The sequence below is a fragment of the Alkalihalophilus lindianensis genome (assembly GCF_032843265.1).
GTDB lineage: Bacteria > Bacillota > Bacilli > Bacillales > Bacillaceae_D > Alkalihalophilus > Alkalihalophilus lindianensis.
On record NZ_JAWJBA010000002.1, the window covers coordinates 608,093 to 621,415 of the forward strand.

The following is a 13,323-nucleotide window of genomic DNA, read 5'->3' on the forward strand; positions in this document are numbered from 1 at the left end:
TGTTTCGATGATCGAGCAGTTGCAAGAAGAGATTCGTGAACTTGATGCACAAATGAAAAAAATACAATTGCAAATTGAAGAATTACAACGAACGTGCGACCATGATTTTTGCGGGGACTCTTATTACGTTAAATGTTCAAAATGCCAAAAGATTGAAGCCCTCTATTATTAACGTTATTTCGCTGACTCTATCAACTTGGAGTCAGCTTTTTTATTAAGATCACGTAAAGCTACTCCACATAAAGAGGATTGAACGGATACATTTTGAATATATAATAAAAACCGAGAAATGAGGTGTCAGCATGAAGGAAACATTCTCACAGAGGAAAGTACTCGTAATTGGAAGTGGTTTTTTTGCTCTAACCTTAATTTGGACCTTCTACAATGCTTACATGCCATTAATACTTGCTAATCACATTGAGCGAACAAGTATTATCGGAGCGATTATGGGGCTCGATAATTTACTAGCAGTCTTATTGATCCCGCTTATTGGAGCTTGGTCAGATCGTGTGAACACACGATTTGGAAAGCGACTCCCTTTCCTTATGATTGGCATGCCACTTGCTGCTCTTTTCTTTGTCTTACTACCTTTTATGCAATCGACACTTTGGACACTTCTTTTTATTGACATCTTATTTTTATTAGCCATGACACTCTACCGTGCTCCCGTCATCTCATTAATGCCCGACCATATAGCACCGGAGAGACGATCTCTTGCTAATGGTTACATTAACTTAATGGGTGGCATTGGAGCGATTGTAGCCTTGTTTGGTTTATCTCAACTTTATCAAGTCAACTCATCCTACCCTTTTATCGTAACCAGTATTCTTTTAATGACTGCTTTTCTTTTGTTATTTCGCTCAGTCGATCGTCACCCGCCCTACACAACGAATACAAATAATGATCAAGATGAAGTTCAAGCTAGACGTTCAGTTACAAGAGGACTTGCCGAGCTCTTCTTGAAAAAGCACCGGGGTCAAGCATTTATTTTATTCGCTATCTTTGTTTATTTTATCGGCTATGCCTCTATTGAAGCACTGTTCACTTTATACGCTACTAGAACACTTGGCTTTACAGAAGGCCTTGCTGGATTAACACTCGGCTTTTTCAGCTTATCGTTTGTCCTATTCGCCGTTCCTGCAGGTTGGATTGGACAAAAACTTGGCAAGGTTGAAACGATGGTGATCGGGTTAATCTTGTTGCCCCTCTTTTTTGTAGCCATTCCGTTTATTAGCACCCCGCTCCTCTTACAAGTTGTTCTATTTTTAGCCGGTGTAGCCTGGGCATTAATCAATGTGCAAGCCTATCCACTCGTTGCTGATCTCGGTGGTCTTGCCAAAATTGGACTGTTTACTGGTCTTTACTATTTATTTTCAATGTCAGCACAACTGATTGGTCCGACTCTACTCGGCTTAATGATGGATTTCTTCGGTGGGGCAGCTCTCTTCTTTACTGCTTCAGCTACATTTGTGGTTGCCTACTTTCTATTGCAACACGGTAAAAAGAAAATCGAACAAACTAAGTCAATCGCTGCATAGTGTAAAGCTGCTCCTATCTGAGGTATGGGCAGCTCTTTTATGTTTAAGAGAGCTTTTATTGTGATACATAAAAACATACCATCTTGGACAAATTATGGAAGAGAATAAGATCAAGGAGGTTTTTAGATGAATGAGCAAAAAACCAATCGGTTGCCTGAAAGACCTGAACCATATTGGCGGATTACGACTCAACTTGCCAGCTTCCCAGCACTGAAAGAAGATATCTCAACGGATGTCTGTGTGGTTGGAGGCGGAATTAGTGGGATCACAACAGCCTATTTATTAGCGAAAGAAGGGCTAGATGTCACATTAGTAGATGCAGATGTTTTAGTAAATGGCACAACTGGTCATACGACCGCAAAAATCACGGCTCAGCATGATTTAATCTACGATGAATTGATTCAAAATGTTGGGGTCGAGAAAGCAAAGCTCTATTATGATGCCAATGACGCTGCACTAGCCTTCATGCGCAAACTCGTAAAAGATGAAAAGATGGCCTGTGACTTTACAGATGAAGATGCCTACCTTTACACAACGAATAACCGAGGCGTAAGTAAGCTTGAACATGAATACAAAGCTTATCAAGAGCTTGGTATTGATTCAGAATGGATTACCTCCATGCCTCTAAACATTCCAATTAAAGCTGGTATTGTGATGCGAGGACAAGCTCAGTTCCACCCCATTAAATATTTAGCACACCTTATTAAAATGTTTACGGAATTGGGTGGCAAAATATATGAACATACCGTAGCAACTGATATAAAAGAAGGAGAATCACCTGTAGTCCTAACCCGTGATGGAGCAAAAATTAAAGCTAACCATGTTGTAGCTGCCACACATTTTCCCTTTTACGACGGGGCAGGGTTTTATTTTTCAAGGATGCATGCCGAACGTTCCTATGTTATTGCAGTTGAAACCGAAGAAGACTTTCCAGGCGGGATGTATTTAAGCTGCGATGAACCTAAACGGTCACTTCGCTACACTGATATGGATGGAAAAAGACTAGTCATCATAGGTGGTGAACAACATAAGGCAGGTCAAGGCATGGATACTATGTATCACTACGAATCGCTACAGGATTACGCCAATAAAGTGTTTACGACTCGTGCCATTCCTTTCCGCTGGTCAGCCCAAGACCTGATTACGTTAGATAAAATTCCTTATATAGGAAAGCTATCACGGATGCATCCGAACGTATTTGTGGCAACAGGCTTTAGAAAATGGGGAATGACAAATGGTACAGCTGCAGCTCATGTCATCACCGATCTGATTGTAGGGCGACCGAGTCCTTATGAAGAGCTTTATAAGCCATCTCGATTTGTTGCTGACCCAAGTATTAGGCACTTTATGTCTGAGAACCTTGATGTTGCAAAGCATTTAATAAAAGGAAAATTCGATGATGCTGATAAATCAATTGATGAAATAGCTTTAGACGAAGGCGCAGTAGTGAAAGTTGATGGAAAACGTGCGGGTGCCTACAAGGATAAAGAAGGATGTCTCCACTTAGTTGACACAACTTGTACTCATATGGGCTGTGAAGTGAATTGGAATCACGGAGATCGTTCGTGGGACTGCCCATGTCATGGCTCACGTTTCTCATATAAAGGAGAAGTCATTGAAGGTCCTGCCACTAAGCCTCTTAAAAACATAAAGCATAATAAATAATAGAAACAGGGCTTGCCTATATTGGGTGAGCTCTTTGTGTCTCCATCATAATGCATGGGATAATAAAGACTTCTTCTAGGATCTACCCAAAGATTGAGGTATGATAGAGAGATCAATTGCGTCAAAGAAAGGACGTTTCAAATGAACGGACAAAATCGATCTGCCATTAAAATCGGACAAAGAGTTAAGATTGTACTAAAAAAAGACCAACGAACAGGGACATTGACAGAGGGTACAGTTGCTAACATCCTTACAAATTCCCCTAGCCACCCACACGGCATTAAAGTAAAGCTTTCTGGTGGACAAGTTGGACGAGTAAAAGAGATCATTGGCTAGAAAAAGATGAGTGTAACGACTCATCTTTTTTATTTTGTTCTTTCGACATGAATTTCAATAATATGGCCATCTGGATCTAAGCAAAAAATCTGGGCAAATCCACTTTTACTAGTAGGTTTTTCTACCACTTCTACTTCCCTCTTCTTTAACCACTTAAGAGCTTCATCGTAGTCTTCAACTCGAATGGCAAAATGATGTCCTCTTGAATCAATAACTGCCCTACCCTCTTCTCTAGTATGATTCTCTATTAAATGTAATTGCTGCACTCCAATCGCAAACCAAGCACCCTTAAAATCAAAAGTAGGACGGTTTAATTCTTCTAAAAGAAGGATTTCTTTATAAAATTCTTTAGAGACTTCTAAATCCTTCACCTCTAGACTCACATGATGTAATTCCACACTTTTAAGCATATTGACCTAGCTCCTTTGTCATTTTTTATTAAATTTCTCTCACAAATAACCGATACTATAATGAGAGGTTTATTTTTAAGGGGGATGGGGTAAGTGAAATCGATTCAAGCTAAACTTATTACCCTCATCTGTACCTTACTGTTTATTACGTTAGCTATCGTTTCTACTTTAACGTATTTACAAGTAAAGCAACAGGTGGAGGAGAATGTTCGAGTAGAAGGTCAATCACTCGTTCAAGAAAAAAGTGACTTAATATCATTGTACCTAGAGAATTTCGCATCATCCATTGACCGTTATAGTCAAGATAATCGTGTGGTGACGATGTTGCAATCACCTGAGGAAGAAAGAGAAGAAGCTTGGGCCATTGTTAATGAAGATTTCCAAACGTTCAACTCTTTAAATGAACATATCGCCGTTACGTACATCGGATCAAACGAAGGGGAGTTTTTTACTGAGCCTTTTATTGACGTTGGCTCTGATTACGACCCACGCACTCGTCTTTGGTACACAGACGCAGCAGCGAGTCCAGATACCGTTATCTGGACTGAACCTTATGAAGATGCTAGTACAGGTGAATATGTCGTAACAGCAGCTAAAGCCGTTACGAGTGGAACAACCATACTTGGGGTGGTTTCGTTTGATTTATACTTAGAAAATTTAACCGCAATCATCAACTCTAGTAATCCTGGTTATGAAGGATATTTCTTCTTATTTGACCAAACAGGGATTGCGCTTGTTCACCCAACATTAAGCGGTAATAGCGTAGACAATCCAATCGTGTCTCAAATTGTTCAATCAGAAAATCCAAGTGACTTTTTGGAATACAATTCTGAAGGAGAAGATCGCCTTCTTTACTATGACACAGTCGAACAAACTAGCTGGCGAACCGGGGCTGTCTTCTCACATGAAAATATGATGGCTGGCGCTAGAGATTTACGTAATACTATTATTGTGATTGCTTTGGTTGCCATCTTGTTATCTGGTGGTATTGCTTATCTTTTCTCAAGGAGAATCTCTAAACCAATCGTAGCGTTAAAAAAAGAAGTCAGCCGAGTTGCTCGTGGCGACCTTACGGCAACAATGGTTACTTCTTCTAAAGATGAAATAGGACAATTGACAACAGACTTCAACGTCATGGTAGGATCGATGCGTGAATTAGTAGAATCCATCCAAGCTTCTGTTGAGCAAGTGAACGACTCTGCTGAAAGCTTAAGTGCTGTTTCTGAGGAGACGATTGCATCGAGTGAAGAAGTGGCTAATGCAATTGGCGAAGTTGCCTCAGGCTCTACACAGCAAGCTGAAGATGTCGATGGCGCAAAAGACCTTACGATTGAATTATCTAACCAAATCGTCAAGGTAGACCAACACTCAGATGAACTTGTGTTGCTTTCTCAAAGGGCAACGGCCGAAAATCAAAAAGGCTCAGAACAGGTGGCTCTTTTGCAAGAGAAGACACGTGCTTTCAATACTGTCATCGGAAATGTTGAAGGTGTAGTAGAGACCCTTGCTAACAGAATTAAAGAAGTAGAACAAGTGATTAATACGATTAATGACATTTCAAACCAAACGAACTTACTCGCATTAAATGCAAGTATTGAAGCAGCTCGTGCTGGAGATAGTGGTAGAGGTTTTGCTGTCGTGGCAGATGAAGTAAGGAAGCTTGCCGAACAAACATCCCAAGCAACCGAAAAAGTCCGTCATACGATTGAAGGAATTGAAGTTGAAACCTCTAAAGTGGTAGATGAAGTGCAATCAACTAAAGCGATTACTACTGAACAAAATACAGCGGTTAAATCTACTGAGCAATCCTTTAATGAAATTGAACTGGTCGTTGGAGACATTACGCGAGCTATTGAATTAATTAAAGATGAAGTCAAACACATGAATGAACGTAAAGATTCTGTTGTGGCTTCGATTGAAAACATTGCAGCAATTTCACAGCAATCAGCAGCTGCAGCAGAGGAAGTGACCGCTTCAACTGAGGAGCAAATGCGTGCTCTCTCTACTGTTTCTGAATCTGCAGAGGTCTTAAGTAACGCAAGTGAGCTGTTAACAGAACGTATGAACCGCTTTAAAGTATAAAAAGGGATAACCTAGCTTGAGTTTAATACTCAGAGCTAGGTTTCTTTTTATTTATCTAATTTTAGCTTTGCTAGGGCATCCGCTAGAGCAGAATTACTGAAATCCTCTTTTTTATCTTGCTTCTTCATATAAGTGGAGACTTCTCGCTTTGATACTTGTTTATTTTTATTCTTCTTTCTACGTTCATTGAAGACCGATAGTTTTTCACGATGTCCACATACACATGCAAATGTTTGGCCCTCACCTTCTCCTCTAAGCTCAAGCTTCTTCTTACACTTAGGACAACGAGCATTGGTCACTTTTGCGATGTTTTTCTTATATCCGCACTCACGGTCCTGACAGACACGCATCTTCCCTTTCTTTCCATTAACCTCAAGCATTAACTTCCCACATTCAGGGCATTTACTCCCTGTTACATTGTCATGGCGGAACTTCTTATCGCTTGCTTTCACTGCACCTACAATTGATTTCGCGTACTCTTTCATCTCAGTAATAAATGCCTCTTTTTTAAGCTCACCGTTTGCAATTGCCTCTAGTTTTTGTTCCCATTCCCCTGTAAGAGCGGGCGAACGTAAGTCGGCAGGTACAAGTGTAAGCAGCTGTTTTCCTTTTGAGGTAATCACAATCTCTTTTCCTCGCTTCTCAATTAAGAAGGATTGGTAGAGCTTTTCAATGATATCAGCTCTTGTAGCTACTGTTCCAATGCCACCGGTTTTACCAAGCGTCTCAACTAACTCATCTGTTTTGTTCTCCATAAATGCCTGCGGTCGCTCCATTGCTGTAAGGAGCGTACCTTCATTAAAACGAGCTGGAGGGTGTGTCTGACCTTTTGTCACTAACACTTCCTTGATAGTAAACTGATCTGCTTCAGTTATTTCTGGCAATGTTGTTGATTGTTCTCCCCCATTGGCTTCATACACTGCCTTCCACCCACGTGAGAGTATCCGATCACCTTTCGCACTGAAGTGCTCTCCTGATGCTGTTGCTTCCACTTTTGTCTGCTCATATTCATAAGCTGGATAAAGTACAGCTAAAAAGCGACGAACAATTAATTGATAAAGCTTTGCTTCACGTTCAGATAATGCGCTAGGTGCAGGGGATTGTTCTGTTGGTATTATGGCATGATGGTCTGTTACTTGGCGATCATCCACAAAATTTGAATGTGCTTTTAATGGACGCTTCCTTATATCAGATACTAACTTACGGTATGGTTGAACATCACATGCCTTTAGACGATCACCTAGTGTCTCAACCAAGTCTGACGATAGAAAACGCGAATCTGTCCGTGGATAGGTAACAGCTTTATGTTGCTCATAGAGCTTTTGTAAAGTAGATAACGTTTCTTTCGCTGAAAATCCAAATTTTTGGTTTGCATCACGTTGCAATTCTGTTAAATCATATAATTTCGGTGCTAATGTTTGTTTTTTTGTCTTTGAGACAGATTGAATCGTAAGCTTTTGACCTTGAAGCTTCTGTCTCAACTGTCCTGCCTGCTCTCCGTTAAAGATTCGACGTTCTTTTGTTTCTTTATGATACCAATGAAACGTCACACGATCTTTAGAGAGAACCGCTACTTGATCAAAACTCTTTGGCTTGAACTGACCTATATCTTCTTCTCTTTTAGCAATCATCGCCAGCGTCGGTGTCTGCACCCGACCACATGAAAGTTGAGCATTGTATTTTGTTGTAAGGGCTCTAGTTCCGTTCATTCCTACATACCAATCTGCTTCTGAACGTGCCACAGCTGCATCATATAATGTTTCGTACTGTTTACCATCACGTAAATGGTTAAAACCTTCTTTAATGGCTTTGTCTGTAACAGAAGAGATCCACAGACGTTTTATTGGCTTTTTAACATTTGCTTTCTCTAGTATCCAGCGTGCCACAAGCTCCCCTTCTCTTCCTGCATCAGTCGCAATAATAATTTGATCAACATCACCACGATTCAACTGTGATTTGACGGCATAAAATTGTTTGCTTGTTTTTTTCATAACAACTAGATTTAAACGAGATGGCAACATGGGTAAATCCTCTAGCTTCCACGTTTTATATATGTCACCGTAACTTTCAGGGTCAGCTAACGTCACTAGATGCCCAAGTGCCCACGTTACAATATAGGAGGTCCCCTCAAAATAACCATTTCCTTTTTTTTCACACTTCAATACTCGAGCTAGATCTCTTGCCACTGAAGGTTTCTCTGCTAGAACAACTGACTTTTTCATTCAAACACCCTTTCCACTTAATCCTTCAAATATGATAGCATCACTGCCTATAAAAAGATATGAAGCCTCCGTTCCACGTGAAACATTCTGATAATTCATTGTACGTTTCACGTGAAACAAGACGATAGTACAACTTTAGGGTAAAACATTTGCATACACCAATTTACTAGAGGTTATCACTTGATTTGACCTAGGTCTTACTATGGTTTAATAGTCTTCTTGGAACTTGATCAGCACTTATATGGGATTATCTAGAAGTTGCTCCCTATGATAGACTAATACTTTTCCAATCAGTTCCATCAAGTGATTTTTTTGTGTCCTATTCAATAGGTCATCTTACTAATCAAGCTATGAATCTATAAGAAAGTCCCTAATTCATTCCTTTTGAGCCCCTAAGATGGTCTCTTGTTTGAGGCTGAAAGGCTATGAAACAATAAATATAGCAACAGAACATCGTGGTCAATCCAAGTCCATCTGTTGCCATGATGTTTAAAAATAATGAATTGGTGGTAAACAGACTTGGTTAACATTATCAAAAAATCAATCTATCGAGGAGAGATGATGAATGAAACAGTTATTTTCAATTAGCAAAGCAATCGTCGCTTTGGCTGCACTATTTTTCGTATTTCCATCGGAAGGACATGCAAGCAGTCTTCTTAAAAATGGTGATTCTAATGCCGAGGTAAAAGAACTTCAAAAACAATTAATTGAACTAGATTACTTAGATACTGATGCTACTGGACACTACGGACCGTTAACGGAGCAAGCTGTTCGAAATTTCCAAAGTGATTTTAATTTAGTTGTAGACGGTATTACAGGTGTTGCCACACATAGTTTATTGGAAGAAATACATAAACTAGCACGAATTGTATATGGGGAAGCACGTGGAGAAGCTTTTGAGGGACAAGTGGCAGTTGCTGCTGTTGCCCTAAATCGCGTTGAGTCAGATGAATTCCCTTCTACCCTTGCAGGTGTCATTTATCAACGAAATGCATTTACAGCTGTCCATGATGGACAATATGATTTATCACCTGATGCAACAGCATACCAAGCAGTAAGAGAGGCATACAAAGGGAATGACCCTAGCCAAGGAGCTCTTTATTATTTCAATCCAGCCATCGCAACTTCTGAATGGATTCAAACAAGAACGATTGAACGCACCATTGGCAATCATGCCTTTGCAAATTAACGAACAACAGCCAGGCTTCGGTACCGAAGCCTGGCTACTTTGCTATCCTTTAACCTTTTTTACGATGACTACTTTTAAGTAATTCCCTTCAGGAAAAGCTTTGATCGTCCGGAAATCATCTGGTAAAGAGAAAGTTTCCTCGATTTTGTAGGAGAACCCTTCTTTTTTAAAGGCTTGATCAATAAACCCTTTGAACTTCTTCATTCCAAATGTACTGCAATTGGTTGACGCGACAATTACACCATCGTCTTCCGTAATTTGAATCGCCTCTTGTAAGAGACTCGTATAATCTTTTTGTGCACTAAAGGTATGTTTCTTAGATCGCGCAAAGCTTGGTGGATCAAGAATAACGACATCAAAGCTTAGTTCTTTACGCTTAGCATATTTAAAATACTGGAATACATCCATCACTTTGATGTCTTGTGCATCGTAATCAATTCCATTTACACTAAACTGTTCAATCGTTTTAGGTAGACTTCTGTTAGCAAGGTCCACACTCGTTGTTTTCGTGGCCCCACCAAGCGCTGCAGCAACGGAGAATGCCCCCGTGTAGGAAAAGGTATTAAGAACGATTTTTCCCTCTGAATAGTTATCACGAATCTTTTTACGCACTTCTTTTTGATCGAGAAACACTCCCACCATAGGACCGTCATTTAAATAGATAGCAAAATGAAGACCATTCTCCTTTACGAGCAATGGAAATTCGCCACGCTCACCAGAGACATAATCGTCATCCTCCATATAAGTTCCTTTTTTATCAAACCGTTTTTTCTCATATAACCCTCTAAATTGTGGGGCCGTTTCTAGCGCTTCAATCACCCAGTTACGAAAACGATATATTCCTTCGCTATACCAAGTCATCACGTAAAACCCATCATAATAATCAATTGTTAGTCCACCAATGCCGTCCCCTTCACCATTGAACACGCGAAAGGCTGTTGTATCATTAGACTCAAAAAACACGGCACGATTCTCAATCGCTTTGTGAATACGCCCTAGAAAAAAGAGTGGATCAATCGCTTCTCGTTCGTTTCTCGATAAAACCCATCCATACCCTTTATTCTGACGCCCATAGTATCCTCTACCAATAAAAGTCCCTTGTGAATCAACAAGCTTCAAAACCATCCCTTCCTCTGTGAGGGGTTTTGTATTTTGTATCGCATCTTTTTCGAGTAATGGAGAACCTGCTTTGATTTTTTTGATATGAGAATCTTTTATCTGCACTGTTAACTCTTTCATTCATACGTCACCCTATCATTTCTTTATTTTCTTGCAAACTAAACTACAACATTCACGCTCGGTTATCTGTAGGCTGATTATATCATTGATTTCTTTAGAACGAAATTGATGCTCCAAAGCAAAATATGTTAGAATTTTCTAATATAAAATACAATCCATGGGAGCTGCTATAAACTTGAAACTCGATAACTTTGATAAATACAAAGACCCTCTATTATACGATGTAGAAAACGATCATTTTGAGGATGATCTAGCCCTCATAGAAGAATATGCAGCTCGGACAAGTGGACCGATCATTGACCTTGCCTGCGGGACAGGTCGAACGGCTCTTCACCTTGCTCGACTTGGGCATGATGTGGTCGGCATTGATATTCACCAAGGAATGCTTGAACATGCGAAAAATAAAACTCAGCAAGCTAATCTGAAAATTGATTTTCAGCTTCAAGACGCGACCACCCTCTCTCTTTCTCTAAAGGGGAGCTTTCTCTTTTTAGTTGGTAATGCCTTTCAGCACTTTTTAACTAACGAAGATCAAGATAAGCTACTCGAGGGTATTTATACACATATAGAAGAGGACGGGATTTTCCTATTTGGAACTCGTTTTTTAGAAAAAGAAGATATAATTGGTACCGCACCTTACAATCGAACCTTTAGAGATCACTTAGGACGTGAGATTACTGAATGGCATATTGAAACCTACGATCCACTAGAGCAAATTCTAACATGTAATTCGAAGGTTCAAATGATAGATGGTGTTCAAGTGAACGGAGAAGAGGAAACGATTCGACTTCGTTATGTCTTCCCTAAGGAAATGGAGAGGCTTTTAACAAGTAAAGGCTTCTCTATCATACATGCCTATGCAGATTGGAAAAAGACACCTCTACACGCTCGGAGCAGACAGATGATTTACGTCTGTAAAAAAATTAAGAATCATAGTAAGTAACTATTTTTCAGACAAAAGGTTAAACGAAAAGAGGAGCTCAATCTTGAGCTCCTCTCGTCTATTATTCTTTATCCTCTTTATATTGCATGTAGACCACATGCGTGACTAAGTAGTCATCTAGACCATGCTTACCGTCTGCTCCACCTAAACCGGACTTACGCATACCGGCATGATAGCCTTGAATCGCTTCGAAATTTTCTCGGTTAACAAATGTTTCTCCATACTCGAGTTCAGCGGTAGCTCGCATAACTTCATGATAATTTTCACTGTAAATAGAAGAAGACAACCCATATTCCGAATCATTGGCCATACTAATAACCTCATCAAAATCACGATAAGTTGTAATTGGAAGCACCGGCCCAAAAATCTCTTCTTTCATAATAGGAGTATCGTGTTTAACATCTTTTAGCACGGTTGGCTCAAAGAAAAAACCTTTCTCTACATCAGCCGGCTGTCCTCCAGTTAAGATCGTTGCCCCGTCCTTTACCGCTTCTTTCACCATATCATAGACGCCTTCTAAATGATCCTTACTAATTAATGGCCCAATATCGGCCTCTTTATTTTCAAGCGGATTTCCATAAGTTGAGTTCTTCATTGCATCAACCATCTTTAAAATAAATTCATCAGAAACATCCTCGTGAACAAACACTCTCTCTGCATTTGTACAAGCTTGTCCTGAGTTTGTCAGACGGGATGCTTTAATGCTTTCAACTGCTACATCTAAGTCAGCGTGTTTTGTCACAATAGCAGGAGCTTTACCTCCTAGCTCTAAGTTAACTTTCGTAATTTGCTGTGCTGCCGCTTCCATTACTTTTGTTCCTGCTTTTACACTTCCAGTCATTGTCACCATGCTCACTTTTGGGTGTGAAGCCATCACGTTGCCAATTTCTGAGCCTCTCCCCGTCACATAGTTATAAACACCCTTTGGCAGACTAGATTTGTGTACAAGCTCATTAAACTTTGCAGCGGTATTAGGCGTTTGCTGACTAGGTTTTAATACGATGGTACAACCAGCAATAAGTGCTGTGGCCACTTTTCTTGCTAATATAAAAACAGGGAAATTCCAAGGGACAATCCCTGCAATGACACCAATTGGTTTTTTATGAATAAAGATTTGTTCATTGGTTTTATCACTTGGAACGATCTCTCCTTCAATCTTTCTACCCCACTCAGACATATAATAAAAATAATCAATGGCGGTGTCGACTTCCCCTGTTGCAAGCTCGTAACTCTTACCTTGTTCCTCTATAAGAAGTCGAATAAAGGTTTCACGCTCTTCTTTTAAAGCATCTCCTAATTCACGCACCATTTTACCTCTTTCATTTGATGGTACCTTCTTCCAAGATTTTTGCGCTTCATACGCAGCATCAATGGCTTTATTCGCATCCTCTTCGCTTCCATTAGCAATCCTTGAGATGATTTCTTCTGTAGAAGGGTTTATTACATCAATCGTTTCTGTAGACGTTGAATCAACATATTCTCCTGCTATATATAATTTATGAGTTTTCACGTTTATGCCTCCTCTTACTATTGTGCTTAAAGAAGGTTTTCCTACTTTATACGAATGTTAAACATGTTTTAGACAATGAATGTACTATAAGACCCTCTTTACTTTTTTGATACTTTCACAAAGATGTTAGAAACCCTTCATGTAGAAAGGCTTTTATCCAACCTCCAATAAAAAACGAAGGATGGTTGG

Annotated in this window: 11 protein-coding genes; 7 read left to right on the forward strand and 4 right to left on the reverse strand. The window is 39.8% G+C overall.

Features of this window, described 5'->3' with window-relative positions; all coding sequences use genetic code 11:
• The first annotated feature begins 7 nt into the window (after positions 1-7).
• From RYX56_RS09620 to RYX56_RS09635, 4 genes are all read left to right on the forward strand, one after another.
• Positions 8-172: a hypothetical protein gene (locus RYX56_RS09620; protein WP_317121840.1), complete on the forward strand. Its 165-nt coding sequence runs from the start codon at positions 8-10 to the stop codon at positions 170-172.
• A gap of 130 nt (positions 173-302) precedes the next feature.
• Positions 303-1,538 carry an MFS transporter gene (locus tag RYX56_RS09625; protein WP_317121841.1) on the forward strand — a complete coding sequence of 412 codons (1,236 nt, stop codon included), beginning with the start codon at positions 303-305 and terminating at the stop codon, positions 1,536-1,538.
• A 126-nt stretch (positions 1,539-1,664) separates the two neighbouring features.
• The gene (locus RYX56_RS09630; RefSeq protein WP_317121842.1) at positions 1,665-3,203 is read left to right on the forward strand and encodes an FAD-dependent oxidoreductase; all 1,539 of its coding nucleotides are present in this window, start codon (positions 1,665-1,667) and stop codon (positions 3,201-3,203) included.
• Between the two features lie 141 nt (positions 3,204-3,344).
• Positions 3,345-3,539: a YwbE family protein gene (locus RYX56_RS09635; RefSeq protein WP_317121843.1), complete on the forward strand. Its 195-nt coding sequence runs from the start codon at positions 3,345-3,347 to the stop codon at positions 3,537-3,539.
• A gap of 29 nt (positions 3,540-3,568) precedes the next feature.
• Here the strand turns inward: RYX56_RS09635 and RYX56_RS09640 are convergent, their stop codons facing one another.
• A complete protein-coding gene (locus RYX56_RS09640; RefSeq protein ID WP_317121844.1) occupies positions 3,569-3,949 on the reverse strand; it encodes a VOC family protein in 381 nt (126 codons plus the stop codon).
• Between the two features lie 93 nt (positions 3,950-4,042).
• On the opposite strand from RYX56_RS09640, the gene RYX56_RS09645 reads away from it, so the two are divergent.
• Entirely contained in the window at positions 4,043-6,031 is a 1,989-nt protein-coding gene (locus RYX56_RS09645; protein WP_317121845.1) for a methyl-accepting chemotaxis protein, read from the forward strand.
• Between the two features lie 47 nt (positions 6,032-6,078).
• Here RYX56_RS09645 and RYX56_RS09650 read toward each other — a convergent pair whose 3' ends face one another.
• Positions 6,079-8,253 (reverse strand): DNA topoisomerase III, encoded by a 2,175-nt coding sequence (locus RYX56_RS09650; RefSeq protein WP_317121846.1) that lies wholly within the window; start codon positions 8,251-8,253, stop codon positions 6,079-6,081.
• A 565-nt stretch (positions 8,254-8,818) separates the two neighbouring features.
• Between RYX56_RS09650 and RYX56_RS09655 the strand changes: the two genes are divergently transcribed.
• Complete coding sequence (locus RYX56_RS09655) at positions 8,819-9,442, forward strand: cell wall hydrolase (RefSeq protein WP_317121847.1); 624 nt, start codon at positions 8,819-8,821, stop codon at positions 9,440-9,442.
• A 42-nt stretch (positions 9,443-9,484) separates the two neighbouring features.
• On the opposite strand, the gene RYX56_RS09660 is transcribed toward RYX56_RS09655, so the two are convergent.
• Entirely contained in the window at positions 9,485-10,681 is a 1,197-nt protein-coding gene (locus RYX56_RS09660; protein ID WP_317121848.1) for a class I SAM-dependent rRNA methyltransferase, read from the reverse strand.
• Between the two features lie 175 nt (positions 10,682-10,856).
• On the opposite strand from RYX56_RS09660, the gene RYX56_RS09665 reads away from it, so the two are divergent.
• Positions 10,857-11,624, forward strand: a complete 768-nt coding sequence (locus tag RYX56_RS09665) for a class I SAM-dependent methyltransferase (RefSeq protein ID WP_317121849.1) — start codon at positions 10,857-10,859, stop codon at positions 11,622-11,624.
• Positions 11,625-11,685: 61 nt separating this feature from the next.
• Here the strand turns inward: RYX56_RS09665 and aldA are convergent, their stop codons facing one another.
• Entirely contained in the window at positions 11,686-13,134 is a 1,449-nt protein-coding gene (gene aldA, locus RYX56_RS09670) for an aldehyde dehydrogenase (protein WP_317121850.1), read from the reverse strand.
• Positions 13,135-13,323 lie beyond the last annotated feature (189 nt).